The organism is Ligilactobacillus sp. WC1T17 (genome assembly GCA_900110005.1).
GTDB lineage: Bacteria > Bacillota > Bacilli > Lactobacillales > Lactobacillaceae > Ligilactobacillus > Ligilactobacillus ruminis_A.
Map to the genome: position 1 here is coordinate 39,854 of FOCC01000010.1, position 26,329 is coordinate 66,182.

Genomic DNA, 26,329 nt, shown 5'->3' on the forward strand with positions numbered 1-26,329 from the left:
TGAAATAGGAAAGGTGGACCGGATGGAAATATCAGAAAAAGCCCCAGCTAAACTAAATTTTAGCCTCGATACCCCTTTTCGCCACCTCGATGGCGAACCTGAGTGGAAAATGGTCATGATTTCCATTGACTTAGCCGATTATGTTCACATCAAAACCCGAACTGACACCAATCAGATTACCGTAAGAACCGATAGCGGTTTTTTGCCTTGCGACCACCGCAACCTCGCCTTTCAAGCTGCTAAGAAAATGCAAAGTCTGGCACAGACGCATGAGGGTGTAGATATTTACCTCGACAAGAAAATTCCTGTGGCTGCTGGCATGGGGGGCGGCTCTTCTGATGCCGCAGCGGTCTTAAGAGGGCTCAATAAACTTTGGGCTTTAAACTTTACACTAGAGCAGCTGGCTAAAATCGGTCTTGAAATTGATTCAGATGTACCTTTTTGTATTTACAGTCGCCCTGCCCTCGTGACAGGACGCGGCGAAATTATCACACCTTTAAAAGATTTAGAGCATCTAAACTTAGTCGTTGCTAAGCCTAAAGACAGTGTTTCAACTCCTACCATTTTAAAGCGTATTGATTATGAGCATTTAACTCATCAAGATGTAGATGGTGTAGCCAAAGCCATTATGGAGGACGATTACCCGCAAATGATCAAGAAAATGGGTAACACTTTGGAACCTTTAACATCAAAATATCATCCCGATATCTTGAAAATTAAACAAAAGATGCTTTCTTTCGGCTGTGATGCCGCCCAAATGTCCGGTACAGGCCCAACCGTTTTTGGCATCTGCCGCAATCACAGTCGAGCCGTGCGGGTTACCAACAGTTTACGCGGTTTTTGCCGTGAAGTTTACCTTGTGCGTCCTTATTCTTTAAAAGACTAAAAAAGAGCCGCTAGAGGCTCTTTTTTGTCTATACCTAACCGCTCGCCAAAGCACCCTGTTTGTAGTACGACTTAGGCTCACATGGGCTTAATGACAAGGAACTACTCCTCGGGGGCTTGACAGCCCCGCTTCGTCGCAGTCCAGCTTGTCATACAGCCCATAACCGCTCGCCAAAGTACCCTGTTTGTAGTACGACTTAGGCTCGCATGGGCTTAATGACAAGGAACTACTCCTCGGGGGCTTGACAGCCCCGCTTCGTCGCAGTCCAGCTTGTCATACAGCCCATAACCGCTCGCCAAAGTACCCTGTTTGTAGTACAATAAACCTATTGTGTTTGGGGGGATTTATATGAATAACGAACAACTGACAAGGGCGCGCATTTTAAATGAAACCAGCGAACTCTTTCAAAAAAAGGGCGTTAAATTCACCATGGATGAATTAGCAGCTCAGCTTAAAATGAGTAAAAAAACGCTTTATAATTACTACAGCGACAAAGAAGATCTTTTTTCCCATACCATTGATTTTGTTTTTGATCAAATTATGGTTGAAAAAAAACAGATTATGGAGCAAGAAGACCTAGAACTTTTAGATAAAACCGCAAAAGTTTTGAAAGTTTTTCCAAAACAATACGAACACTTGAATTTCCAACAAATTTTAACCTTAGGGGAAAAATATCCTCCTTTATATCAAAAAATTCTGACCCGTTTGGAAAACAACTGGGAAATGACTATCGAACTCTTGGAAGAAGGAAAAAAGAAAGGACTATTACGAAATTTTTCCATTCCTATCTTCCAATCAATGTACGAAGCTACAATTGAACATTTTCTTTCCCGTTCCGTTTTACATGAAAATAAATTAACCTATCAAGAAGCTTTAAATGAAGTAGTAGAAATTATGCTTGATGGCATTAAAACAAAATAGTGCGTTTTTTTGACGCACTATTTTTTTGTATAAAAAAAGGACCTAAAAAGGTCCTATAACTTGTCTTCTTTGGTTATGCTTGAGCAGCGCTACTGGAGGCAAAATCAATCTTGATGTTTTTAGTCAACACATCTGTGTAGCTATATGAAACGCGCTTGACTGCATTATTTTCATCGTCCAATTCAATAATAAAAATCGCAGGGAAGGTTTCTTTCAAGACACCATGGCACTTATTGACTTTCTTGCGTCCAATATGGGACGTAACGGTCAAACTGTCACCAACACAACGATCAAGTTTATTTTTAATATCAGCTAAATTATTTGGCATGACTTCATCCTCCTGTGAAACATTTTAACATAGTTTCACAGAAAAAGCAATATTATACCATAATAGCATTATAACTTCAATAAAATCTCGCTATTTTCCCGCTATTTTTTTAGCAAATAAACCATCAGCCAATTGAATCATCTCTTCAATCGACAACCGTTCCGCCCGGACCGCTTTTTCAAAGCCCAGGTCCGCTAAAACTTGCTCCAATTTAGCCTTGGTTTCGGGTTCTTTGCCATATAAGCCCTGCAAATTATTCCATAGACTCTTGCGTCGGTGCAAGAAAATTCCTTTGACCATTTGCTTGAAAAAAGCTTCATTTTTAGGCTTAACTCTTTGCTCAGTCCGTTTACTTAAATATACAATCGCTGAATCAACTTTTGGTTGAGGCATAAAGACCGTCTTAGGCACAATAAAGGCAATTTTGGCGTCCATTTCATATTGAACAGCTACAGACAAAGAGCCGTAATCCTTTGTCCCTGGGTGAGCAGATAAACGTTGAGCAACTTCTTTTTGCATCATAACTACAATGGCATCAAAATCAACATCGCCTTCTAAAATATGCATGATAATAGGTGTGGTAATGTAATAAGGCAGATTGGCTACCAATTTCAATCGATGCTGTCCGTCAAAATGTTCTGCGATTACCTGCTTTAAGTCGGCTTTCAAAACATCCTGCTTAATAATCGTGACATTATCATAAGGGGCTAAGGTTTCGCCTAAAACTGGAATCAAACGATCATCAATTTCCAAAGCCATCACTTGGTGAGCCTTGTGAGCTAATTGCTCCGTTAAAGCACCAATACCCGGACCGATTTCAATGACGTCATCATCAGTTGAAACTTCAGCAGCAGCCACAATTTTACGTAAAATATTAATATCAGTCAAAAAGTTTTGGCCTAAGCTTTTTTTAAAGGTTAAATTATACCTTTCCATGATAGCGCGTGTCCGAGCCGGACTTGCAATCTGTGGATTATCCATTATTTTTCCTCCTCAATACGGGCAAGTGCCTGGTTAAATTCTTCTTTGGTAATCTGGAAAAGATTGAGGCGTTTTTGCAGTTGCTTGCCATTCACATAGCCGATTCCCAACTCATCGCATAACAAAATCCGCTTGCCTTTTGAACCAGGGCCATCAATCAAACCTGCTTCAAATAAATCCTGTCTGGAAATCAGCGGTTCGCTATCCGGTTCTTCAGTGTAAAGGTTCTTCAACGCTTCCCTAATAGCTTCCGGAGTTGCATGTTCTACACCTAAACTGCCTTTATGGTCAGGCGCAGCATCTTTGCGCTTTAAAAAAGCGTGTTTGACCCCAGGAACATATTCTTGAATTGTTTTACGGATTTTTTCGCCTGAAAAATCAGGGTCGGTAAAGACAATAACCCCTCTTTTTTCCTGCAAATCGGCAATTTGTTCCAAAGTTTCTTCGTTAATCGCTGATCCTCTGGTCTCTAAGGTATCAGCTTTAACCGCCATATTAATACGTTTGGTGTCATCTTTACCTTCAACCACGATGACTTCTCTAATTTTCATTTGTTCATCCATTTATCTTTAGTACTCTTTTCGTATTTTCCCTCGTTGCCTGTGCTAATTTTTGCGCTGGTATCTTAAGCAGTGACGCGATAAATTCTAACGTGTAGCGCGTCATAGCCGGCTCATTCATCTTTCCACGAAATGGCAGTGGTGTCAAGTAAGGTGCATCTGTTTCGACCATGATTCGGTCCAATGGCGTCTGTAAAATTGCCTGTCTAACCTCTTTAGCATTGCCAAAAGTGCAAACCCCGCTATAGGACAGATTAAAGCCCAGGTCTAAAAATTTTTGCGCCCATTGCTCATCCCCGTTGAAGCTATGCATAATGCCGCCATATTCAGCCGCATTAGTTTCCTTTAAAATGTGGTAGCAATCTTCAATGGAGTCGCGGTTGTGAATTGAAATCGGCAATTTTAATTCATGGGCTAGACTAATCTGTTTTTTTAAGGCAGTAAATTGGGCCTCTTTAGGCACATCACAGTGGTAATCCAGCCCAATTTCGCCGACTGCAACCATTTTTTTGTGGCTTAAATAATGTCTTAACTGCGCTTCATATCTGTCGTCATATTTTAATGCATCTTCAGGATGGCAGCCGCAAGCCCCATAAACCTTTTCAGATTGATCTAAAAGCCGGCATAAAACATCAGCGCTTTTTTGATCATAGGCCAAAACCAGCATTTCTGTGACATCTAAAGCCCGTGCCCGCTGGATAACATCGGGAATATCATCTTTAAATTCAGTGGAATTAATATGTGTATGTGAATCAAATATTTCCATTTTTTGCCTTTCTTTCTACTAAAAAAGAGCCAGGTACAACCTGACCCTTTCATGTTAGCCTAAAAGTGCGCCGGCTGGAATATCGTCAGGCACGGTAATTAATTTAACTGTATCGCCGTATTCAGCTGAAAGCAACATGCCCTGACTAACAGTCCCCATCATTGGACGTGGTTGCAAGTTAGCTACAATGGCAACTTTCTTACCGACCAGCTTTTCTGGTTCTGGATACCACTTAGCAATACCGGATAAGATTTGCCGTTCACCGTTGTCACCAGCATCAAGGCGGAAGCACAGCAATTTATCAGAGCCTTCAACCTTAGAAACAGCCTTGATTTCAGCAACTTTGAGTTCAACTTTATCAAATTTATCAAAGCGGATTTGCTTTTTGGTCAAGTTCAGTTCCGTCTTTTCAGGATCATAGCTGGCCATAGCCTTTTGCGCCATTGCCTTGCGTCCTTTGGCTTTTTCATTCTTAGTCATCTTCGCCTTCAAATATTCCACTTCAGCTTCAACGTCTAACCGTGGAAAGATTGGTTCGCCCTTGGCTACCACTTGACAGCCATCTGGCAAGGCAAAGTAATCAATTCCTTTGATATCCATGTTATCCGTTGGCAAGCCAAGTTGAGCGAAGATTTGCTTTGGTGCATGCGTCATTACAGGCTGAAGCAAGATAGCAATCATTCTTAAGCTAGCAGCCAAGTGAGCTAGGACGCTATCAAGTTCAGCTTGTTTAGTGTCATCTTTAGCTAAAGCCCAAGGTGTGGTTTCATCGATATATTTGTTAGTCCGCGCAACAAATTTCCACAAATTGTCCAAAGCTTGAGTGAAGTGAGCAGTATCAAGACCAGCTTCATATTCTTTAACAGCTAAAACAGCCGCTTCTTCTAAACTTTGATCAACAGCTGTAACACCAGCTTTCAAAGCTGGAATTTTACCATCACGATACTTGTTAATCATCGCTACTGTCCGGTTGAGCAAGTTACCCAAGTCATTAGCCAAATCAGAGTTGACACGATTAATGAAATCTTCTGGGGTAAAGATACCATCATTACCATAAGGAACGGCATGAACTAAGTAGTAGCGCAAGGCGTCAAGGCCATAGCGTTCCACAACCATTTCTGGATAAATAACGTTTCCTTTGGACTTGGACATCTTGCCGTCTTTCATCAAAAGCCAGCCATGACCTAAGATATGCTTTGGCAAAGGCAAGTCTAAAGCCATCAAGATAATTGGCCAGTAAATGGTGTGGAAACGCACGATTTCTTTACCAACCATTTGAATATCAGCAGGCCAAAACTTTTTGAATAACGAATCATCAGCACCATCATAGCCTAAAGCAGTGATATAGTTGCACAAGGCATCAATCCACACGTAAACCACGTGCTTAGGGTCACTTTTGACTTTAATCCCCCAATCAAAGCTGGTTCTAGTCAAAGCCAAATCCTCCAACCCAGGCTTGATGAAGTTGTTTAACATTTCATTTTTGCGGGTTTGAGGCATGATGAAATCAGGATGTTCATCATAATATTGTACAAGCTTGTCGGCATATTTGGACATTCTAAAGAAGTAGCAGTCTTCTTCGACTAATTCAACTTCATGGCCAGAAGGAGCCTTGCCCCCAATCATCTTGCCGTTTTCGTCACGATATACTTCGGCTAATTGTGATTCGGTAAAGTACTCTTCATCGGAAACCGAATACCATCCTTTATACTTGCCCAAGTAAATATCGCCTTTAGCTAAAAGCTTTTCAAAAATATCTTGGATAGCTTTGACATGGTAATCGTCAGTGGTACGGATAAATTTATCATTGCTGATTTCCAGCAATTTCCACAAGTCTTTGATTTGATCTGCCATCATATCAACGTAAGCTTGCGGAGTCATCTTTAAGCTTTCAGCTTTTTCTTCAATCTTAAGACCATGTTCATCAGTCCCTGTTAAGAAGAAAACATCATAGCCCTGAAGACGCTTGTAACGTGCTAAGACGTCACAAGCAATTGTTGTATATGAATTACCGATATGCAATTTGCCAGATGGATAATAAATCGGCGTGGTAATGTAAAATGTTGGTTTTTCAGCCATTACTTCATTTCCCTTCGTTTTCGTTTCAAAGATATTATCAGTATAACATAAAATCTGATAAGCTTTACTTGATTTTTGCAAGCCATGCTAAAAGCAGCTGCGCAACTTGTCTTTGCTGGCTGGCATTAGAAATGGTCGCTTTTTTATCGCCTTTTTGTGCTCCGTACGAACCAAAACCAGCATGATTACCGCCTTTAATGACTTTTTTAGTCGTAGTTTGCGGCAAATATTTAGCATTTTGCTTCAAACGGGATTTTTTGATGACGCCATCATTAGTAGCTGTCACCTGTAAAACGGGCAATTTTGTCTTAGATAAATTTCCCTTTTGGTCTGCATAACTGGCTAAAAAGAAGACGCCCTTGAGATTTTTTTGTTTTTGATGCTTATTAGCATACCGTGCCGCACAAACCCCGCCTAGCGAATGGCCGCCAATAACATATGGGGTCTTTTGGCTGTACTGATCAGCACGATTAACCGCCAACAGGGCAAAATCCATTGGAAAATGAGCAATTGCCACACGGTAGCCATGCTTAGACAACTGTTGGGCCCAAATACTGTAACTATTTGGTTCAACTAAAGCTCCTGGATAAAAAATGACCAGAGGCTTCGTTGATAAGCCCTTAAATTCGGTAAAATTCCGGCTAATAGTCGCTTTTGAGGCTGAATTTGAAGCCAGCGTACTTGGTTGATATGTTTGGTGCCTTAAAGCCATAAATATTAAGCATAAAATAGCTAATACTAAACCTACAGCTGTTAGTTGCTTACGTTTCTTCATTGACATAGAATCAATCCTTTATTTAAATTTCAATTTTAGAAAAGACTTCTTGGGCATCCGCCAAAATTAAAGAAGCACCTTTAGGTAAAGAGATTTGCTCGCGGTTAACGGCAACGATTTTAGCCTGAGGTTGACGATATTCCAATAAACCGGCAAAAGGATACACCACTAAAGAAGTTCCGCAGACCACAATCAAATCGGCTTCATTGACAGCTTTAAGTGCTTTAAGCAAGCGGCTTTGTTCAATGCCTTCTTCGTATAAAACAATGTTGGTCCTTAAAATACCGCCGCATCCTGCATGCACCATTGACTGCAGGTAGCTTTCATAGGGGACTTTTTGGCCACATTTTTGGCAATAAATATCATAGAGATTACCATGAAATTCGACGAGACAATCTCGGGGAGTTCCGGCCTTTTGGTGCAGGCCATCAACATTTTGCGTCACAATTTTAGCCCTGCCCTTTAAGCATAGCTGGGCCATTTTTTCGTGGATAATATTGGGATTCGCCTCAGGATAAAACATCTTTTCTTTAACAAATTGATAATGTTTTTGCGGTTCTTTTTGAAGACAGGTTAAACTAAGCAGGTATTCCGGACGTTCGCCTGTTTGATACAAACCATTTTTAGAGCGATAATCAGGAATGCCCGACGCCGTTGACACACCGGCACCGGTTAAAAAAACGACTTGATTAGCTTTTTTGATTAATTCATTTAACGCTGTCATACAAAAGTTCCTTTCTAGTTATTTTCTCTGATTTCAGCTAATAAAAGCTCGGCGCTGTGCGAATCTCTTTTGTGGACTTTTTCCAAAGCTTCCACTAATAAATTGATTTCATTTTCCTTGGCTCCGACACTTTTGGCCAAAGACTTCAGCTGCAAGCGCATATGTCCCTGCTGAATGCCTTCGGTTACTAAAGCATACAAAGCAGCTAAATTTTGACCTAACCCAACGGAAGCAATAATTTGAGCCAGTCGCTTGGCGTCAGGATTTTGCATCAGCTGCCGGTTGACTTGCACCAGTGGTACAATTGAAATCGAGCCGCCCACAGATCCTAGTGCCAGCGGCAAAGCAATCCGGCCGGTTAACTCATCTTTTTTTTCATCATAAGTCCACGTTGTCAAACCGCGATATTGGCCGGTACGGCTGGCATAAGCATGAGCACCGGCTTCAACGGCTCTAAAATCATTGCCGCTGGCTAATACGCAAGCATCGATGCCATTCATAATTCCTTTATTATGGGTAGCCGCCCGGTAAGGATCAATTTGAGCCAGTTGCGAAGCTTGAGCGATTTTTTGCGCAATGCGGCTTCCATCAAGCCCCTTCTTAACCAAAAGTGCGCTTGGCAGCGTGCAGGTGCTGGTTACCACTGATGCTGTTGCATAATTTGACAAGATGCACATAACCACGTCTAAATTAAGTTCCGTCAGATAATGTCCGCAAGCTTCCAACATGGTGTTAAGCATGTTAGCTCCCATAGCTTCTTTGACATCAACGAATAAATCGACTGACAGCATACCTTGCCCTAAGGGGCGCAAACGAATCTTTTTAGCGCCGCCACCGCGTTTGACAATCGAAGGGTGGGCTAAATTAGCCGTTTCTAACAGCCTGTCTTGCTGCTTTTGCAACAGGGATAGTGTCTTTGCTTCATCCACAACCCCAGCAATCACCACTTGTCCGATCATCAGCCGTTCTTCAAAGCTGGTCTTAAATCCGCCAGCCTTTTTTACTAAAGAACCGCCATGACTAGCAGCTGCAATCACCGAAGGTTCTTCCGTAACCATAGGGATTAAGTATTCACATCCATCCACCACATAATTTAAAGCTAAACCCTCTGGCAGGTGGTATTCGGTGATAAAATTTTCAATCATTGTCTCATCCAGTTCGTGATTTTGGACGCTGGCTTGCAGCAGTTGCAACTCGTCTTCATTTAAGACAGATTTTAAAATGTCCAACCGCTCGGACCAATCTTTTTTATAGTACTTCTCAAAACCTTGCATTTTTTCACCTCATTGGTTTAAATCATTATTTATTATATAATGGATGAGGCAATCTATTAAAGGCGGTGACTCCATGTTTAAAAAATTTCTGCTCGCTTTAGGAATCTTACTGACAGTATGGCTATGTCCCAACAAGGCTTTGGCTTTGACGGTCGGCCTTTTACAAAATAATCAGCCCTATACTAATTATGAAAAAGCCTTAACTAAAAAAATCTACCCTAAAGCGCATATTAAACGCTACCGGACGCAAAAGTCACTTTTAAAAGCTGTCCGCCACAAAAAGGTTGATTTAGCCTTAGGAGCTTTTAATGATCAAGATCTTAATCAAGCTTTTTATGCTACTTCCACACCTTACCTCTATGTGCGCAATATCTTATTTACCCGCCAAGACAGCAAGTACCAGCGGCTTTCAAAGCTTAAGGGTCAAACAATAGGCATCCTGTCATTTGAATCACAGCAAGCTTTAGCCCACAACTTGCATCTCAAAACTAAGCGCTACCCTTCAATGAAGGCTTTAAATCGAGCTTTAAATCAAGGCCAAATCAAAGCGGGCCTCGTTTTAACGCATACTTACACCAATTATTTAAAAGATCACCCCGAACTAATCGAAGTCTCTGACAGCACTAACTTTCGCCAGCAGGGCCAAATACTTGTCAAAATTGCTGACCCGCAGGTAACAGCTTCGCAATTTGTTGTTGTGGGCAAAAAAGCGGCCTTAATTAATAAAGTTGACTGCAAATTAAACAAATTAGCCGACCGGCAGGTTTTAGCCCAGTTATCACAAACCTATCTTGGTCAAAATCTAACGTTAAATTAAGCTGTTTTAAGAACAGCTTTTTTTATAGCAAAAAACCCGCTTAAAGCGGGCTTTGATATCAAATTAGTTTTCTTTTTTTAAGTTATTAGCGAGCTAGGTTGAAGTGGGTATCAATTTCAGATACTAATTGATCAATAGCACCAGCATGGTCAAGATCAATATCAGCTACAATTTTGCCACCTTCAAGCCGTCCTGCAACTGCCTTGTCGAATTGCTTTGGCACGATGGTTACACCGTCTTTGCGGTATGAGCCGCGCAGTGCATGACCATCATATTCGATTGAAGAAACTTCAAAATTATCCCCCAAACGATCAGTCAATTCAGCAATCTTTGCACTATCAAAGATTGTTGAACCTTGGCTGACATAGCCCATTTCGAGTGAAGCAGGAACAACAACGTTTACAGCTAATTTCTTTTGATCCATATTTATCTTCCTCCAAACCGTTAAATCTTTATCACGTCTATTATGATAGCGCTTACTTAATAAATAGTCAAGCTTTTTTATAAAACGGTTTCATTCTTTTCTAAAAAAAGAAGGTCCTAAAACCTTCTTATAAAATTACTTTCTAATCATGGAATAAATAACCCCTTCTCTGACACCTGATTCAGAGAAAATAATTTCGGGAATTTGTAAATATTCAATCAATAAAGCAATCGGTGTCAACCCTGAGATAATAATATCAGCGCGGTCTTTTTCCGGTCCTAAAGCCTGCTGGCGAGCTGTTTTATCCATCCCCAGCCATTCAATATAGGTTTGAATAAAAGAATAAGCTGACATTTTCATCCCGTGAAACTGCATTTTATCCAGCTTGCCTAACCGAGCCATTTCCTTGCGGGCTACAGTGCGGCTAGCTCCGCCCAACAAGACCAAAGGAAGCTTTTTGCCCTCTAAAAGCCACGGCAGCTGGCGAAATTTTTGCATGATGAACCGCTCAAATTTGAATAAATCTTGCGCAGTAATCATGTCATGACTCTTGAATTTTTCCGCTAAACTGACAGCCCCATAAGGAATGGATACATAACTCAAAGCCTTCTTATCCTTGACGGTTACTAATTCAAAACTGCCCCCGCCCATATCACAGATGACACAGTCAGAAATATCTAAAGCATTAATGACCCCAACGTAATCATAATAAGCTTCAGCGCTACCGGATAAAACTTCAATATCAACCCCGGTAAGTTCTTTGACCTGGTTCAAAAAATCTAAACTGTTATCCGCTGACCGTACCGCTTCGGTAGCAATTCCGCGCAAAGTTAAGTTAGGCAGGTCACGATATTCTGCTTGGAAATTTTTTAAAGCATCCAAGGTTCTGGCAATTGCCTCTTCATCTAAGACTTTAGGCCCTTCTTTGCCCATTCCTTCAGCCATGCGGGTCATCTGCTTTAAACGCTTAATTTCTTTGAAATTGCCTTGATCATCAACTTGATTAATGGACATGCGGGTTGAGTTGGAGCCTAAATCTAACATGACTAAATTTTTCATTTTTATCGCCTCTTATTTAGTCAAATTATCAAAATAGTTTACACCAATAGCAGCTCTGACTTCTTTTAAGGTTTGGTTGGCTACTTCATTAGCCTTGTCGCTGCCGTCTTTTAACATTTTGTATACGCTTGGCAAATCTTGGGCGAATTCTTCGCGCCGCTTTCTGATTGGCCCTAATTCATTTTCCAAAACTTCATTCAAATAGCGCTTAATTTTCACATCGCCTAAACCGCCGGCTTGATAGTGTTCCTTTAATTCAGCAACTTTTTTCGTATCTGGATCAAAGATATCAAGATAAGTAAAGACCATGTTGCCTTCAATTTGACCAGGATCTTCTACGTGGATATGGTTAGGATCAGTGTACATGGACATAACTTTTTTTTGTAATGTATCTGCATCATCTGAGAGGTAAATGCAGTTGCCCAAAGACTTGCTCATCTTGGCATTGCCGTCTAATCCAGGCAAGCGTCCACTACCTTTTTCAGGGAAAATGCCTTCAGGTTCAACTAAAACTTCACCATAGATGGAGTTGAAACTGCGTACAATTTCACGGGCTTGTTCTAGCATCGGTTCCTGGTCATCGCCAACTGGCACATATTTAGCCTTGAAAGCCGTGATATCAGCAGCTTGGCTAACAGGATAAGTGAAAAAGCCGGCGGGAATCGACCGTTCAAAATTCTTTTGCTGAATTTCAGCTTTAACCGTCGGATTTCTTTCCAAACGGGATACAGTTACCAAGTTTAAATAATACAGATTAAGTTCAGACAAGGCTGGGATTTGTGATTGCACAAAAATGGTTGATTTTTTAGGATCAATGCCGACGGCCAAGTAATCTAAAGCCACTTGAATCAACGAATTTTTAATTTTTTCAGGATCACGCGCATTGTCAGTCAGAGCCTGTTGATCAGCAATCATGATGTAAGGTTCATACTTGTCTGAATCCTGCATCTTGACCCGGTTTTTCAAAGAACCAACGTAATGTCCAATGTGAAGTTTGCCGGTAGGACGGTCGCCTGTTAAAAAAATTTCTTTTGCCATAATTGACTTCCTTTCTTTTTTTGCAAAATAAAAAACCCGCACTATTCTTAAAAAAGAATAGGACGAGTTACCGTGGTGCCACCTATTTTGCAAATAATTGCCGCTTCATTTATTCAATTGGTTTCTCCAGGCTCCAATTCGCTCAGTGTGCTTTCTTTCACCGGCTAAAAGCTCTCTGTTTGTACTTTGCTACTTTAACCCTTCAGCGAAACGTTACTTAGATTTTAGCCAAAAAAATTCCGTTTGTAAAGCTTAAATTAGGCTGACAAGTCATCATTGTTACTGCCGCTAGAATCCATACGCCAAATGGATGCACCGCCCAATACCGCCAAAATTCCTGTTATCAGCATCAAAAAACTTTCTCCAAAAGGCAGGTTGGCTGCAGCATTTTTTTGCTTATTTTTGTCATCAACTTGAACGGTTTTTTTAGGTGTGACTGCATTTTGTGCTAGCGAACCGGAGGAAGCCGCTTGACTTGCGGCATTTCCAGCTTGGCTCTTTTGTTTAGCGGTTTGTTGCATCTTAAAGACAACGGTCTGCTGGCCCACCTGCATCCGTTTACCGGCAATTTGTTGGGGATAAACCACCTGGTTAGGGGTTAGGACAGGGTGTAATTTCAAATAGTTGGCCAAATTAACACTAGCCTGCCGGTATAGCGTTAAATAGCGATTTTTCAATTCTTCTAAAGCTTGGGCCTTTTTTTGCTTCAAATTATTTAAGGTCTGCAAGTCTTGTTTAATCAAATCCTGCAAGGCCTTGGCATCTTGTTGTTTTAAGGCGTTAAGCTGGGCTAACTGGGTCGTTTTCAGTTCTTGTTCAACATTGGCTAAATCTGTTTGTAATTTTTCAAGTTCTGCGTTTTGGCTTTGCGAAAGTTCTTGTAAAATATTCGCATCATTTTCAACTGTCTGCGCAATTTCAGCCTGTTTTGCCTTGATTTCAGCCTGTTTTGCAACATATTCATCCGTGTCAGCCGCCAATTTAGCCAGCTGTGTTTGCAAGTCTGCCAACTCATCCTGCAGCTTGCTTTCAATGATTTCATAATTTCGCTTTTGAGTTGCATAAATTTCATTTAATTGTGTTTCTTTGGCTAAAATTTCAGCCTTATCTTGGGCGATTTTTTGCTCAAGCGCCTGCTCATTAGCTTTGGCTAAAGCATCTTCTTTTTTTGCATTGGCTTCTTTAAGTGCCGTTTCCTTTTGCAGGTTGGTTTTAGTCAAAGCCGCAATTTCTTGATCATACTGAGCCTGCTTACTTTGATAAGACGTCGTCAACGAATTTTTTAAGCCAGTCAAGCTCGCTTGGCTTTGGATGTTGGTATTAAAGTTATCTGCTAGGACGCTGCCACTGCTAAAAACCGCACTTAGTCCTACCAGCAGCATAACCAGCCATTTTTTCTGCAACAAAATCACCTCACTAAATCTTTTCTTATATTTTAGCATATTAAGCCTTTTTCTTGTTGTTCTTTTAAAAAAAGCTTACTACTTGACGCGCTTGGGATAAAAGGTGCTAAAATAAAAAGTCAAATAATCAGCGAAAGGACATTGCCGTGAATAACGAAAAAAAAGCCGAACAACAAAGGGTCGATAACGTCATCCAAGAAATCGACCGTCAAATCAATGCTACTGCTGCCGAATATGAAACGGCCCGTCAAGAACGCTCATCTGTCGAAAAAAATTACGTCCAAAATGCGCGTATCAATACTTTTGAAGTGGATGACCAGATGGAAACCAACGCTGAAGTCCAGCAGCAAAAACAATTGGTCGCTAAAAACGTCACTACTGAACAAATCTTAAAACAGCAATTAACCAAGCTAACCCTCCTCAAAGATTCGCCTTATTTCGGTCGCATTGATATCATCGACCCCGGTGAAACCACGCCCGAAAGTCTCTACATTGGGACTGCTTCGCTCAATGATGAGACCGGCGACTTTTTAATCTATGACTGGCGGGCACCTATTTCAGCGATTTTTTACAATGGCAACTTAGGCCAAGTCAAATACGAAACGCCGATGGGCACCCAGGAAACCGAACTCGTCAAAAAAAGACAGTTCACCATTACCGGCGGACAAATCAAGCACATGTTTGACACTAATGATACCGTCGGCGACGCCATGCTGCAGGCCGTTTTAGGCGAACACAGCGATGAATATATGAAAAATATCGTCGCTACCATCCAACAGGAGCAAAATGACATTATCAGAGATACCAGCCATGACCTCTTATTAGTCCAGGGGGTTGCCGGCAGCGGCAAAACCTCCGCAATTCTGCAGCGAATTGCCTTTTTACTGTACCATAGCGACAGCCAATTAGCCGCCGATCAAATTGTCTTATTTTCCCCTAACCTGCTTTTCTCCCATTACATTTCAGAAGTTTTGCCCAGCTTAGGCGAAAAAAATATGCGTCAAACAACCTTGGCGGCCTTTTTTTCCAACCGATTCCAGGGTTTGTTCGTTGAAAACCTCTTTGACCGCTATGAACGCTTGCCTAAAGCCAGCAAAGCCGACATTGAAAATATGCAGATTAAGGAAAATCATGCCTTTATTGACCAAGTTTTGCAATACATTGAAACGCTAGCGCCGGACGAAATGCAATTTTCCGACCTGTCTTTAGGAAGCAAGGTTATCTTTTCGGCTGACCATATCCGCACAATTTACCAAAAATTGCCTCAAGCCATGACCGCTAAAGATAAATTCTTGGCAACCCAAAATAAATTAATTAAAGAATTAAGTCACCTCTTAAACCAGTTAGCAAAATCTTCTCAAATGCAGGATCGTTTAGATTTATTGTCAGAAGAAGAATATCACGAACTCATGGGCAGTAAAAGACGCAACCACTTTCAAAGCCTTGACCAAGAAGCTTTGTACATGGGAAAAAAATTAGCAAGAAAATACTACGCCCCGATTTACGATGGTATCTTTAACGGTTTTTTCTTCGATGTTTACGCCCAATATAGTCTTTTTTTGGCACAATATTTGCCGATGTCACAGGAAGCTTTTGATCAAAGGCTGGAATACCATCAGTTGTTCCTCGAAGACTGCGCTCCTATCTTATTCATGCGCGACCTGCTTACCGGTGGCGGGCAAAACCGCGGGATTAAGCATCTTTTTATCGATGAAATGCAAGATTACCCTGAAAGCTGCCTGCTATACCTCAAGCATGCCTTTCCCAAGGCTAAATTAACCCTGTTAGGCGACAGTGAACAAGCTATCTTCAATCCTTTAGAAGAACCAAAGTCCTTGCTTTTGCGCCTTGAAAAAAATCTCCAGGCAAAAAATGCCCGTATCATTGAATTAAACACCAGCTATCGATCCACTAAGCAGATTACTGACTTCATGAAAGCCATGCTGCCAAATGAAAATAACATCAAATCGTTCACACGCAATGGTCCTAAACCACGCGTCTTATTTGCCAAAGACGCTCAAGTCTTGGATCAAACAATCACTGACGCCTTACTTCACAATGATACTGTCGCTTTAATCACCAAAGACCTGGCTCAAGCTAAAGCTTTAGCTGATAGTTTAGCTAACTTTAAGCCAAACTTATTAAATGATCAAGATACGGCCGTGCCTAAAGGTTTGTGCATCCTGCCGATTTATCTGGCCAAGGGATTGGAATTTGACGCCGTAATTGTCGCTCAAGTCACCAATGCCAACTATCCGCCTGAAGATGTCGGTATCTTATATACCATCTGTTCTAGAGCCATGCATGATTTAACCCTCATCTGCCCTGAAGAACTGCCGCAAATCATGCAAAAAATCAGCCCCGCTTTGTACGAATTCAAGGCAATCTTGCAAAAAGAATAAGAATTCATTGCATTCACTTGCCTAATCAGATATACTGATTAGGTATTTATGCCGCTTTAGCTCAGTAGGTAGAGCGCCACCATGGTAAGGTGGAGGTCACCGGTTCAAACCCGGTAAGTGGCTTAAGTTATGGAAATTACGCGTTTCTACTAGGTACGGAACGTTGATTTTACGGCATTTTAGTTACTAAGCGTTACTATATTCTGCTGACTTTGGTGACACTTTTGGTGACACTTTGAAGTGAGATGGAGAACCGCATTCTGAATATATTATCACAAATGCCCTCGGCCGTGGAAGCTGAGGACATTTTTGTTATTCTTTGAGTTTTTCATCAAAAATTCCTATTTTTTTTATATAAAAAAATATCCCCCGTTCGGCACGGAGGATTACGAAGCTATATACGATTGTGGCTATATTATATCACATAAATTGTCAGTATAACAAACGCTGACCGATAAAAAAAGCAGATGTTGAACCGCTTGCTGCCACATCCGCTTTCTTGAATCTGAATCAACATATCCCAGCCCTAATTTTTGAAATTAATCAAAAACTTGATTCATATCATTGCCATTGACCGGCAAAAATGAATTAATCCGTGTGGCTAATTTCATAAGGCATCTATCCTTTTATCTGTTTTGGGTAACCGATTACATTATTTATTATAACGCTCTTTTTCCAAACACAAACACTTTTCGTCATATTTTTTCAAACAATTCCAAATCGTCCCACCTGAATATGGAATTATCTGCAAAAAGACAGCTAAGACTGACTTGACACCTCAATTAAATGAGCGTTTTCTAACAAAAAATAAGCTGTTTTTAATTTTAATTTGACTAATTTCATTATCTTTTATAAAATGAACTATCAACTTTTATTGGGGGCTTTTTTATTGCAGATTTTTAAACGAATGTTTCAAAAAGAAGATGTGTCCTTTTATAAGGATAAAGACTCGCATTTACGCCAAGTCTTAACGACCAAGGACTTCTTGGCTCTAGGGGTAGGGACCATTGTTTCCGCAGCTATTTTCACCTTGCCTGGTGTAATTGCGGCTAAATATGCCGGCCCGGCAGTCGCTATTTCTTTCTTGCTGGCCGCTGTAGTCGCCGGACTAGTGGCATTTGCCTATGCTGAAATGTCATCAGCTCTGCCTTTTGCAGGATCGGCTTATTCGTGGATGAACGTAATTTTTGGCGAATTCTGCGGTTGGGTCGTCGGCTGGGCGCTACTAGCCGAATACTTTATTGCCGTTGCCTTTGTGGCATCTGGTCTTTCGGCCAATTTTAGAGGTTTAATTGAACCCTTGGGCTTAAGATTACCGGCGGCTTTATCCAATCCTTTTGGGACTAATGGCGGGGTAGTTGACCTGATTGCGCTAATCGTTTTGATTTTAGTGTCGCTTTTAATTTCCCGTGGGGTCTCACAAGCAGCGCGGATTCAAAAAATTCTCGTTGTCTTAAAGGTTTTAGCTATTATTTTATTTGTGCTTGTGGGACTAACCGCTATTCATCCATCCAACTATGTGCCCTTTATTCCCGCACCTAAAATGAATGCGGACGGCACACACTTTGGCGGCTGGTTGGGCATTTACGCCGGAGTGTCATCGATTTTCTTATCTTATATCGGTTTTGACTCCATCGCAGCCAATGCAGCCGAAGCTAAAGAACCTTCTAAGACCATGCCGCGCGGAATTTTAGGATCCTTAATAATTGCGGTCATCTTATTTGTTTCTGTTTCTTTAGTCTTAGTAGGAATGTTTAAATACACCAACTATGCCGGAAATGCTGAACCTGTCGGCTGGGCCTTAAGACATTCCGGCCATCCCATTGTCGCCAGTGTTGTGTCTGCCATTGCCGTTTTGGGGATGTTTACCGCGGTAATCGGGATGACCTTAGCTGGGTCACGATTACTTTATTCCTTTGGCCGAGACGGAATGCTGCCTTCTTTCTTAGGAAAGTTAAATGACCAAAAACTGCCTAATAACGCTTTAATCGTGATGACGGTCGTTTCCATCATCTTAGGAGCCTTTTTCCCCTTTGAAACCTTATCTCAATTAGTTTCAGCCGGGACTTTAATTGCCTTTATGTTTGTATCAATTGGTATCTACGCCTTACGCCGGCGTGAAGGGCGTGACCTTCCCGTTCCTGGATTCAAGATGCCACTGTACCCCGTATTGCCCATCTTGGCTTTTGTCGGTTCACTTTTGGTCTTTTTAGGCTTGGACATTGAAGCTAAAACTTATTCCGGCTATTGGTTTATTTTGGGCCTTGTGATTTACTTTGCCTATGGCATTCGCCATTCAGCTTTAGCGAAAAAAAATAACGAAAAATAATTTTTGTAGCAGTAAATCACTGTTTTTTACTAGTAAAATAATATAATGTTAACAAAAAATCCCTTCGCCCATTACAGTCGAAGGGATTTTTCTTATTTTTCTCTTGCCTTGCAGGAAGCATTGACCTTGCCTGCTATCTGCATGCCTTCTCTGATGCCCCAGATGACGAGGCTTGGTCCTCTTTTAGCATCGCCGGCAACATAGACTTGGTCTTTGTCGGTCGTGCCGTCACTTTCAACCTTGGTAACACCAAAATTGGCTAAAACAGCTTTATTAACACCAGTAAAGCCCATCGCAATCAAAACAAGGTCACAAGGTATTTCTTTTTCAGTCCCTTTGACGGGCTTAAAAAGCTGAGCTTGTGCCACCGTGGCGCTTTTAACCCTGCCGTTTTCACCTTTAAAGGCCACTGCTGTCTTTTCATAACTGGTAACCGGATGCTGCATGATAAACTGGGCTTCTTCTTGACCGTAGCCGACCTTTTCAACTCGAGGCCACTGCGGCCATGGATTGTCCGCCTGTCTAACCCTCGGTGGTCTTCTGGTGATTTCTAATTGCGTAATATCGCTGGCACCTTGTCTGATGGCAGTTGCAATGCAGTCATTACCGGTATCACCACCACCGATGACAAGAACTTTTTTGCCCTTGAGTTTATGCTTTGCTTTCGTGCCATCTTTCAAGACTTCTTTAGTAGCTTTAGTCAGATAATCCACTGCAAAATAAATACCTGAAAATTCTCTGCCTGGAACGCTAAGATCTCTTGGTACTCCGGCACCAATAGTTAAGACCACCTTGTCATAATTGGCCAAAAGCTCTTGAGCTTTTACATCAGCACCAACTTCTGTATTGACGACAAAGGTAATTCCGACTTCCTTCATTAAATCAACCCGGCGTTTAACCATTTCTTTGGGCAATTTCATATTAGGAATACCATACATCAAAAGGCCCCCTGGCTGATCGGATTTTTCATAGACCGTAACCGTATACCCCAGTTGATTTAAACGCCAAGCACAAGCAAGCCCACTAGGACCAGAACCGACGATGGCAATCTTTAAGCCATTACGCTTTTGAGGAAGGCCCGTTTGTTTGACCCAGTCATTTTTAAAGGCCGTCTCAATGATATAATGCTCATTGTTTCTGATGGTAACCGCCTTGTCATGCAAAGCTTCGTTACAAGCGACTTCACAAGGCGCTGGACAAACCAGTCCGGTAAATTCCGGCAAAGGGTTAGTCAAAGTCAGCCTCCTAAAAGCAGCCCAATCTTCTTTGCGATAGATGAGGTCATTCCATTCAGGAATAAGGTTGTCATTGGGACAGCCGCTCACGGCTCGTCCACCGCTGTAAAATTGGCCGGCATGACAGTGGGGAACCCCGCAGTTCATACACCGGGCAGCTTGCAGCCTTCTTTGTTCTTCTGTTATATCTTCTTCTAATTCATCAAAATCCAAAATCCGTGTGTCAACCTTGCGCATTGGGTTTTGAAGTCGTTCATATTTCATAAAACCAAATGGATCTGCCATGCTTACGCCCCCTTGCTTTGCAACAGGTCAAAGGCCTTTTGTGCCAGCTGTTCCGCTGGTACCCCCTGTTTTTTGCAGGTTTCAAGGGCATCATTAACCTTATGATACTCTTTTGGATAGGCCTTGACGAAATTTTTAAGTTCTTCATCCCAATTTTGCAAAAGCTTTTGAGCTTTCAGGGAATCCGTATACTTAGCGTGCTTTTTAACCAAATCATATAAGACCTTATCTTCTTTACTATCTACCGCAAATAAATCAACCATTTCTAGATTACAGTTCTTTTTAAAAGTCTGGTCTGGATCGTAAATATAGGCTAAACCGCCAGACATCCCTGCACCAAAGTTCTTACCGACTGAACCTAAAATTACCGCAATTCCGCCAGTCATATACTCGCAGCCATGATCACCGATTCCTTCAGCCACCACGCTGGCACCCGAATTTCTCACACAGAAACGCTCACCGGTCTTGCCATTGAAATAAGCTTCACCGCTCGTCGCACCAAAACAGGCCACATTGCCGACAATTGACGCATGGCTATAAAGTTCTTGGGCTTTAGCCGGGGCTTTGACGATTACCCGTCCGCCACTAAGTCCCTTGGCAACATAGTCATTAGCTTCACCGGTAACTTTAAGTTCCAACCCTTGCGGAATAAAGGCTCCAAAACTTTGGCCAGCTACACCGGTATAGTCAAATTTAAGCTGGCCATCTTTTAGGCCATGGTTACCAAACCTTTTCGCAATCCATCCGGCCATCCTGGTTCCAGCTGCCCGGTGCAAATTATCAATTTTACCGGATAAAACCACCGGCTGCCCGTGTTCCAAAGCTTCTTTGGCAAATAAATTGAGGTCAGGCCATTCTTCTTTTGGTGCAAAAGGATCACTAGCTTTACGGTTAATACCGGTACTTTCCGCTAAGATGCTGGAAAAATCAAGTGACTTGGCTTTGCCTTTAGCAACAAAACGAGGACTTAGGTTTTGTGTTTGTCCCACCATCTCATCAATTGTCCGGTAGCCGAGGCTGGCCATAATTTCACGCAAGTCTTGGGCTAAAAAGCGCATGCAGTTCTTAACATCTTCGGGTTTGCCTAAAAAACGTTTCCTTAAGCGTGGATCTTGGGTCGCAATCCCCGTCGGACAGGTATTCTTGCTGCAAACCCGCATCATGATACAACCAATCGCCACGAGAACCAAGGAGCCAAAGCTGAATTCTTCTGCGCCCAGCAGAATAGCTACGGCAATGTCCCGCCCAGTCATCAATTTACCGTCGATTTCAATGGTTGTCCTTTGGCGTAAATTATTTTTAGCCAACGTTTGGTGAGCTTCGGCTAAGCCCATTTCCCATGGTAGGCCGGCGTCACGGACGGAAATTCGTGGAGCAGCCCCTGTACCGCCATCATAACCGGAAATCACGACCTTATCGGCACCGCATTTGACCACACCAGTCGCAATCGTACCTACACCTGTGCTGGAAACCAACTTGACGGAAATTTTAGCCTTAGGGTTGATTTGTTTCAAATCATAAATCAGCTGCTTTAAATCTTCGATGGAATAAATATCATGGTGTGGCGGAGGTGAGATTAACCGCACCCCAGGCAATGAACCGCGCACCGTCGCAATCCAAGGAAAGTTTTTGGCGCCCGGCAATTGCCCACCTTCACCCGGCTTGGCACCTTGGGCGATTTTGATTTGAATTTCTTCTCCATTAACCAGATATTTAGCATTAACCCCAAAACGGCCCGAAGCGACCTGCTTAATTTTACTATTATAAATCGTGTTATAACGAGTATCATCTTCGCCGCCTTCACCGCTATTACTCTTAGCGCCAAGTTCGTTCATAGCTTGAGCAATACACTCATGAGCTTCCTTTGATAAAGCCCCATAACTCATAGCACTGGCTTTGAACCGTTTAACGATTTGCGAAACTGGTTCAACTTCGCTAAGCAGCACCGGTTTTCTCGTGGCTTTAAATTGCCACATGTCCCGCAAAGTGGTTGGATTCTCCAACGCTTCTTTTTGCATCAAATCCCGATATTCGCCATAAAGCTTATAGTCGCCGGTTTTGACAGCTTGTTGGAATTTATACATCGTCATCGGGTTGTAGAGGTGGTGTTCGCCATTGGCGCGATATTTGAAAGCACCTGCCGTTGCCAAAGGATCAGCTGCCGTTTCGCCAAAGGCTTTTTCATAACGTTTCAGATATTCATCTTCAATCTGATCAAGACTAAGACCGCCGATTCTCGATACGGTACCAGTGAAGTATTCATCAACGACTTCTTTGGAAAGGCCGACTGCTTCAAATAATTGAGCCCCTTGATAACCAATGATAGTCGAAATTCCCATCCGACTCATAATTTTCACAATGCCTGCTTGAGCAGCCTTTAAGTAATCAGCTTTATGCTCACCTAAGCCATAATAATCGAGTGTGGCAAAGACGCCATAAGGATGAATGGCTGAAGCACCATAACCTAAAAGAGCGGCATAATGGTGAACATCGCAGGCTTCACCACTGTCAACAATAACTGAAGCTAAGCCGCGTTTGCCCTTTTTAACAAGATAATTATTCAGCCCAGACGTTGCCAAAAGCACTGGAATCACTAAATCATCTCGGGTGGCTTTGCGATCCGTTAAAATAATTAGACTGCAGCCGCTATCAATCTTGGCCTCAGCATCTAAGAAGAGGTTTTCTAAAGCTTGTTGCAGGCGGTGGGGGCGTTTCTTCAAACTGTAGCAAAGCGAAACTTCCCCTGTTTTAAAGCCGTTTTTGCCATTCAAATGACGTAAGCGTTCAAAAGCATTTTCATCCAAAAGCGGGGAATTGAGCTTAATCTTTTTAGCATTTTGTGCTACATCCCGGCTGATGTCATAGTCAGGCCCAAGATACATCTGGGTGCCAATCATCTGTTCTTCTCTAATGGCATCAATCGGTGGATTGGTAACTTGAGCAAACTGCTGTTTAAAGTAGGAAAATAAAGATTGCGGCTTCTTGCTTAATACCGCCAGCGGTGAGTCATATCCCATCGAAATTACCGGCACACTGCCGTTTTGTGCCATTGGGATAATGGAGTCGCGGATTAAATCTTCGCTATAACCATGGCGGCGCCATAAGGTTTGTAAAGCATGATGTGAAAGTTTTTCAACGATATCGGCTTCAGGAAGTTCTGCTAATGGTACTTGATATTCTTTGAGCCATTGGCCGTATGGGTGCTTAGCTGCATAATATTTTTTAATCTCCGCATTATGGTAAATTTTTTGCGTGCTCGTATCAGCCAACAGCATTTCGCCCGGCCCTAAGATGCCCTTTTCTAAAATATCTGTGGGATCCACATCATAAATGCCTGATTCAGAGCCCACAATCAAAAAATCACCTTTAACTTTTAAATAACGCGCTGGTCTGAGCCCATTGCGGTCTAAAATAGCACCAACTTGAATACCATCAGTAAAGCATAAGGCGGCCGGACCATCCCATGGTGCCACAAAAGAAGAGTTGTATTCATCAAAATCACGTTCATCTTCAGGAAGATCCATGGCGTCACTCCAAGCTTCCGGCATCATCATTAAAAGTGCTTGAGCCATATCACGTCCATTACGATAGAGGTATTCCATGCAATTCTCTAATTTAGCTGAATCAGAATCTTCTTCATTATAAATTTCAATATTGTGGCTGACCATCCAATTTTCAGCCCTTTTTAACGTGTTTATTTCGCCATTGTGGGCAATAAAGCGGAAAGGCTGCGCTCTTTGCCAGCTGGGAAAGGTGTTAGTTGAAAAACGTGAGTGAATCAAAGCAATGTCTGTTTGCATGGCTTTATTATTCAAATCTAAGAAAAATTCGCCAACTTGGTAAGCATGCAACATTCCCTTATAACAGAGGGTTTGTGCCGATAAACTAACAATAGCAAATTCATCTGCTGAATAAATTTTTTCGAGGTGACGCCGTAATTTATAGAGTACATCTTCAAACATCCGCCCGCGTTCAATGTCGCTTGGACGTGCTAAAATAATTTGAGCAAAGCCCGGCATCGATTTTTGGGCACTGGGTCCACAATTTTCATAAACATACGGCACATCTCTGGTCTTAAGCACTTTAAACCCTGCTAGGGTAATTTCCTCACAGACAGACCGAAGCAAGGCCTCTTTTTCCCTCTGTTCCTGAGGTAAAAAGAGCATCCCCACTGCATAGTCACCTTTTTTAGGCAAAATAAAATTTTCTTTTTCAGCATAATCTCTAAAAAAAACATCCGGCATTGCTAGCAAGATACCAGCGCCATCGCCAGTATCAGGTTCAGCACCGGTACCGCCACGATGGTTCATCCGGCTGAGCATAACCAGCGCTTTTTTTACCAGGTCGTGACTGGCTTTTCCTTTAACTTGCGCAATAAAACCCATTCCGCAAGCATCATGTTCAAATTGGCGACAATACATCGTCTTTTCTTCACTCATTGTTTCTCACCTCATCACATTTAAATATAATTATTTATTTTTTCTAACTTATCTTTAATGTAAGTTATGTCAATCCATTTTGCAAGTTAAATTTGCTTAAAGTAAAGAAAAAAGCCGCAAGTAGCTTGCGACTTTAACAGTTTAGTAAAAGTTAGTTTAATTGTTTTGCTAAAAGTGATGATACGGTTTCCCCTTCACCGAAAGTTTCTTCCCAATCATTAGTAAATGTTGCCACAGCGTCGCCGATAGCTGGTATATTAAGAGCTGTCTTCAAAATGTCTGCTCCCAGCGTAGCAGCTTGTGCCCCATTAGCAAAAGCTGCATTTACCTGTTGAACGGTATGGAAACTTGCTGCCAATATCTTAGTCTTAGCTTGACTGCGCTCAATTTGGGCTGACAGGTGCTTAATTACTTCATCAGCATCAATATTATTGTTAACCATCCGGTTATAGTATGGTGCCAAGTAATCGGCGCCAGCCGCAATGGCTAAGTTCCCCTGAAATTCTGTATAAATAGCGGTAGCTGTAATATGAACACCTTCTGCTTTCAAAATTTTCATCGCAGCTAAACCCTGTTCATTGGTTGGAATTTTAATATAAACATCCGCATCAACATTTTTTAAGATTGTGTGGGCGTCTTCAACCATTTCTGGCATTGTTTGTCCAACAACTTGGATATGGAAAGTCTTGTCCTTTCCGATAATTGCTCTAATTTTGCGCATATGTGGAAAAAAGTCAATCTTTCCTTCTTTTTTGACAATCGATGGATTTGAGGTGACACCGCTTAAGGGGATAATTTTGTTATATTTTTCAATTGTGGCTAAATTTGCTGTATCTAAAAGAAATTCCATCATTAATTCCTCCTATCTTTTTGACAACTACATTATAGCACGAAAGCGCTCAACTTTCATTAGAAAATTATTTTTTTTCGAATGAAAGTTAAAAGCTGTTTCAAAACTAAAAATATCAATGTCACAGCTTTTTATTTTTAGGTAATAAAAAAGCCTGCAGGCTAACCTGCAGGCTACTCGCATAGCAACGTCCTACCCTCGCAAGGGGCGATCCCCTAACTACTCTCGGCGTAATCAAGCTTAACTTCTGTGTTCGGAATGGGAACAGGTGTATCCTTGATGCCATCATCACTATACTATTTTCTTTATATTTAAGATATAAAAAAAGCGGAAGACGGGATTCGAACCCGCGACCCCCACCATGGCAAGGTGATGTTCTACCACTGAACTACTTCCGCATGTGCACGGCAACGTCCTACCCTCACAGGGGGCGATCCCCCAACTACTCTCGGCGCTATCAAGCTTAACTTCTGTGTTCGGAATGGGAACAGGTGTATCCTTGATGCCATCATCACCGCACTATTTATCTGAAAGAACCTTGTTCTCTCAAAACTAGATAATATCTTCTCTCAATTAATCTCAAGAACTTCACGCTTTTTACTTGGTTAAGTCCTCGACCGATTAGTAATGGTCCGCTCCATGCGTCGCCGCACTTCCACTTCCATCCTATCTACCTGATCATCTCTCAGGGGTCTTACTTCCATAAAGGAATGGGAAATCTTATCTCGAGGTGAGTTTCGCACTTAGATGCTTT

General features: G+C 41.9%; 20 protein-coding genes, 2 tRNA genes and 3 rRNA genes. 6 read left to right on the forward strand and 19 right to left on the reverse strand.

What is annotated here, in order from left to right; all coding sequences use genetic code 11:
• Window positions 1–22 precede the first annotated feature (22 nt).
• Window positions 23–886, forward strand: a complete 864-nt coding sequence (gene ispE / locus BMX26_RS07205; RefSeq protein WP_075530768.1) for a 4-(cytidine 5'-diphospho)-2-C-methyl-D-erythritol kinase — start codon at window positions 23–25, stop codon at window positions 884–886.
• Between the two features lie 348 nt (window positions 887–1,234).
• Entirely contained in the window at window positions 1,235–1,807 is a 573-nt protein-coding gene (locus BMX26_RS07210) for a TetR/AcrR family transcriptional regulator (protein ID WP_075530769.1), read from the forward strand.
• Window positions 1,808–1,880: 73 nt separating this feature from the next.
• On the opposite strand, the gene BMX26_RS07215 is transcribed toward BMX26_RS07210, so the two are convergent.
• The 8 genes from BMX26_RS07215 to BMX26_RS07250 all read right to left on the reverse strand — a co-directional run bounded on the left by BMX26_RS07215 (window position 1,881) and on the right by BMX26_RS07250 (window position 9,294).
• A complete protein-coding gene (locus tag BMX26_RS07215; RefSeq protein ID WP_075530770.1) occupies window positions 1,881–2,135 on the reverse strand; it encodes a Veg family protein in 255 nt (84 codons plus the stop codon).
• Between the two features lie 90 nt (window positions 2,136–2,225).
• The gene (rsmA, locus tag BMX26_RS07220; RefSeq protein ID WP_075530771.1) at window positions 2,226–3,116 is read right to left on the reverse strand and encodes a 16S rRNA (adenine(1518)-N(6)/adenine(1519)-N(6))-dimethyltransferase RsmA; all 891 of its coding nucleotides are present in this window, start codon (window positions 3,114–3,116) and stop codon (window positions 2,226–2,228) included.
• The gene (gene rnmV / locus BMX26_RS07225; RefSeq protein ID WP_173647868.1) at window positions 3,116–3,667 is read right to left on the reverse strand and encodes a ribonuclease M5; all 552 of its coding nucleotides are present in this window, start codon (window positions 3,665–3,667) and stop codon (window positions 3,116–3,118) included. The genes rsmA and rnmV overlap by 1 nt, the downstream gene beginning before the upstream one ends.
• 4 nt (window positions 3,668–3,671) lie before the next feature.
• On the reverse strand, window positions 3,672–4,442 hold the full coding sequence (locus BMX26_RS07230) for a TatD family hydrolase (RefSeq protein WP_075530773.1): 771 nt from the start codon (window positions 4,440–4,442) through the stop codon (window positions 3,672–3,674).
• A gap of 54 nt (window positions 4,443–4,496) precedes the next feature.
• Window positions 4,497–6,554 carry a methionine--tRNA ligase gene (gene metG, locus BMX26_RS07235; RefSeq protein WP_412771409.1) on the reverse strand — a complete coding sequence of 686 codons (2,058 nt, stop codon included), beginning with the start codon at window positions 6,552–6,554 and terminating at the stop codon, window positions 4,497–4,499.
• Between the two features lie 31 nt (window positions 6,555–6,585).
• The gene (locus tag BMX26_RS07240; RefSeq protein WP_075530774.1) at window positions 6,586–7,302 is read right to left on the reverse strand and encodes an alpha/beta hydrolase; all 717 of its coding nucleotides are present in this window, start codon (window positions 7,300–7,302) and stop codon (window positions 6,586–6,588) included.
• A gap of 16 nt (window positions 7,303–7,318) precedes the next feature.
• Window positions 7,319–8,020 carry an NAD-dependent protein deacylase gene (locus tag BMX26_RS07245; RefSeq protein ID WP_075530775.1) on the reverse strand — a complete coding sequence of 234 codons (702 nt, stop codon included), beginning with the start codon at window positions 8,018–8,020 and terminating at the stop codon, window positions 7,319–7,321.
• 14 nt (window positions 8,021–8,034) lie between these two features.
• The gene (locus tag BMX26_RS07250) at window positions 8,035–9,294 is read right to left on the reverse strand and encodes a hydroxymethylglutaryl-CoA reductase, degradative (RefSeq protein WP_075530776.1); all 1,260 of its coding nucleotides are present in this window, start codon (window positions 9,292–9,294) and stop codon (window positions 8,035–8,037) included.
• Window positions 9,295–9,367: 73 nt separating this feature from the next.
• Here BMX26_RS07250 and BMX26_RS07255 point away from each other — a divergent pair, with 73 nt between their 5' ends.
• Window positions 9,368–10,111 (forward strand): substrate-binding periplasmic protein, encoded by a 744-nt coding sequence (locus tag BMX26_RS07255; RefSeq protein WP_075530777.1) that lies wholly within the window; start codon window positions 9,368–9,370, stop codon window positions 10,109–10,111.
• Window positions 10,112–10,196: 85 nt separating this feature from the next.
• Here the strand turns inward: BMX26_RS07255 and BMX26_RS07260 are convergent, their stop codons facing one another.
• The 4 genes from BMX26_RS07260 to BMX26_RS07275 all read right to left on the reverse strand — a co-directional run bounded on the left by BMX26_RS07260 (window position 10,197) and on the right by BMX26_RS07275 (window position 14,035).
• Complete coding sequence (locus tag BMX26_RS07260; RefSeq protein ID WP_075530778.1) at window positions 10,197–10,535, reverse strand: hypothetical protein; 339 nt, start codon at window positions 10,533–10,535, stop codon at window positions 10,197–10,199.
• Between the two features lie 135 nt (window positions 10,536–10,670).
• Window positions 10,671–11,594 carry an exopolyphosphatase gene (locus BMX26_RS07265; protein ID WP_075530779.1) on the reverse strand — a complete coding sequence of 308 codons (924 nt, stop codon included), beginning with the start codon at window positions 11,592–11,594 and terminating at the stop codon, window positions 10,671–10,673.
• Between the two features lie 12 nt (window positions 11,595–11,606).
• Entirely contained in the window at window positions 11,607–12,632 is a 1,026-nt protein-coding gene (trpS, locus tag BMX26_RS07270; RefSeq protein WP_075530780.1) for a tryptophan--tRNA ligase, read from the reverse strand.
• 257 nt (window positions 12,633–12,889) lie between these two features.
• Window positions 12,890–14,035 (reverse strand): hypothetical protein, encoded by a 1,146-nt coding sequence (locus BMX26_RS07275; RefSeq protein ID WP_143454879.1) that lies wholly within the window; start codon window positions 14,033–14,035, stop codon window positions 12,890–12,892.
• Between the two features lie 146 nt (window positions 14,036–14,181).
• Here BMX26_RS07275 and helD point away from each other — a divergent pair, with 146 nt between their 5' ends.
• From helD to BMX26_RS07290, 3 genes are all read left to right on the forward strand, one after another.
• Complete coding sequence (helD, locus tag BMX26_RS07280) at window positions 14,182–16,437, forward strand: RNA polymerase recycling motor HelD (RefSeq protein ID WP_075530782.1); 2,256 nt, start codon at window positions 14,182–14,184, stop codon at window positions 16,435–16,437.
• Window positions 16,438–16,487: 50 nt separating this feature from the next.
• Window positions 16,488–16,560, forward strand: a tRNA-Thr gene (locus BMX26_RS07285).
• A gap of 733 nt (window positions 16,561–17,293) precedes the next feature.
• Complete coding sequence (locus BMX26_RS07290) at window positions 17,294–18,766, forward strand: APC family permease (protein ID WP_075530790.1); 1,473 nt, start codon at window positions 17,294–17,296, stop codon at window positions 18,764–18,766.
• A 92-nt stretch (window positions 18,767–18,858) separates the two neighbouring features.
• Here the strand turns inward: BMX26_RS07290 and BMX26_RS07295 are convergent, their stop codons facing one another.
• The 7 genes from BMX26_RS07295 to BMX26_RS07325 form a co-directional block, all read right to left on the reverse strand.
• Window positions 18,859–20,286 carry a glutamate synthase subunit beta gene (locus tag BMX26_RS07295; protein WP_075530783.1) on the reverse strand — a complete coding sequence of 476 codons (1,428 nt, stop codon included), beginning with the start codon at window positions 20,284–20,286 and terminating at the stop codon, window positions 18,859–18,861.
• 2 nt (window positions 20,287–20,288) lie between these two features.
• Complete coding sequence (gene gltB / locus BMX26_RS07300) at window positions 20,289–24,725, reverse strand: glutamate synthase large subunit (protein ID WP_075530784.1); 4,437 nt, start codon at window positions 24,723–24,725, stop codon at window positions 20,289–20,291.
• Between the two features lie 151 nt (window positions 24,726–24,876).
• The gene (locus BMX26_RS07305) at window positions 24,877–25,575 is read right to left on the reverse strand and encodes a fructose-6-phosphate aldolase (RefSeq protein WP_075530785.1); all 699 of its coding nucleotides are present in this window, start codon (window positions 25,573–25,575) and stop codon (window positions 24,877–24,879) included.
• A gap of 179 nt (window positions 25,576–25,754) precedes the next feature.
• Window positions 25,755–25,871 (reverse strand): 5S ribosomal RNA (gene rrf / locus BMX26_RS07310).
• Window positions 25,872–25,901: 30 nt separating this feature from the next.
• A tRNA-Gly gene (locus tag BMX26_RS07315) sits at window positions 25,902–25,973 on the reverse strand.
• 4 nt (window positions 25,974–25,977) lie between these two features.
• Window positions 25,978–26,094: ribosomal RNA gene (rrf, locus tag BMX26_RS07320) — 5S ribosomal RNA — on the reverse strand.
• A gap of 82 nt (window positions 26,095–26,176) precedes the next feature.
• Window positions 26,177–26,329: ribosomal RNA gene (locus BMX26_RS07325) — 23S ribosomal RNA — on the reverse strand; the annotation flags it as partial.

What these genes read in the sequence shown, in the direction of transcription:
- trpS (WP_075530780.1), bottom strand. Translation starts at nt 12,632, where the DNA reads ATGGCAAAAGAAATTTTTTTAACAGGCGACCGTCCTACCGGCAAACTT.
- BMX26_RS07295 (WP_075530783.1), bottom strand. Translation starts at nt 20,286, where the DNA reads ATGGCAGATCCATTTGGTTTTATGAAATATGAACGACTTCAAAACCCA.
- BMX26_RS07210 (WP_075530769.1), top strand. Translation starts at nt 1,235, where the DNA reads ATGAATAACGAACAACTGACAAGGGCGCGCATTTTAAATGAAACCAGC.
- BMX26_RS07305 (WP_075530785.1), bottom strand. Translation starts at nt 25,575, where the DNA reads ATGGAATTTCTTTTAGATACAGCAAATTTAGCCACAATTGAAAAATAT.
- rnmV (WP_173647868.1), bottom strand. Translation starts at nt 3,667, where the DNA reads ATGAAAATTAGAGAAGTCATCGTGGTTGAAGGTAAAGATGACACCAAA.
- BMX26_RS07255 (WP_075530777.1), top strand. Translation starts at nt 9,368, where the DNA reads ATGTTTAAAAAATTTCTGCTCGCTTTAGGAATCTTACTGACAGTATGG.
- BMX26_RS07260 (WP_075530778.1), bottom strand. Translation starts at nt 10,535, where the DNA reads ATGGATCAAAAGAAATTAGCTGTAAACGTTGTTGTTCCTGCTTCACTC.
- gltB (WP_075530784.1), bottom strand. Translation starts at nt 24,725, where the DNA reads ATGAGTGAAGAAAAGACGATGTATTGTCGCCAATTTGAACATGATGCT.
- BMX26_RS07240 (WP_075530774.1), bottom strand. Translation starts at nt 7,302, where the DNA reads ATGTCAATGAAGAAACGTAAGCAACTAACAGCTGTAGGTTTAGTATTA.
- BMX26_RS07215 (WP_075530770.1), bottom strand. Translation starts at nt 2,135, where the DNA reads ATGCCAAATAATTTAGCTGATATTAAAAATAAACTTGATCGTTGTGTT.
- BMX26_RS07230 (WP_075530773.1), bottom strand. Translation starts at nt 4,442, where the DNA reads ATGGAAATATTTGATTCACATACACATATTAATTCCACTGAATTTAAA.
- BMX26_RS07265 (WP_075530779.1), bottom strand. Translation starts at nt 11,594, where the DNA reads ATGAAAAATTTAGTCATGTTAGATTTAGGCTCCAACTCAACCCGCATG.
- ispE (WP_075530768.1), top strand. Translation starts at nt 23, where the DNA reads ATGGAAATATCAGAAAAAGCCCCAGCTAAACTAAATTTTAGCCTCGAT.
- rsmA (WP_075530771.1), bottom strand. Translation starts at nt 3,116, where the DNA reads ATGGATAATCCACAGATTGCAAGTCCGGCTCGGACACGCGCTATCATG.
- BMX26_RS07290 (WP_075530790.1), top strand. Translation starts at nt 17,294, where the DNA reads ATGAACTATCAACTTTTATTGGGGGCTTTTTTATTGCAGATTTTTAAA.
- BMX26_RS07250 (WP_075530776.1), bottom strand. Translation starts at nt 9,294, where the DNA reads ATGCAAGGTTTTGAGAAGTACTATAAAAAAGATTGGTCCGAGCGGTTG.
- BMX26_RS07245 (WP_075530775.1), bottom strand. Translation starts at nt 8,020, where the DNA reads ATGACAGCGTTAAATGAATTAATCAAAAAAGCTAATCAAGTCGTTTTT.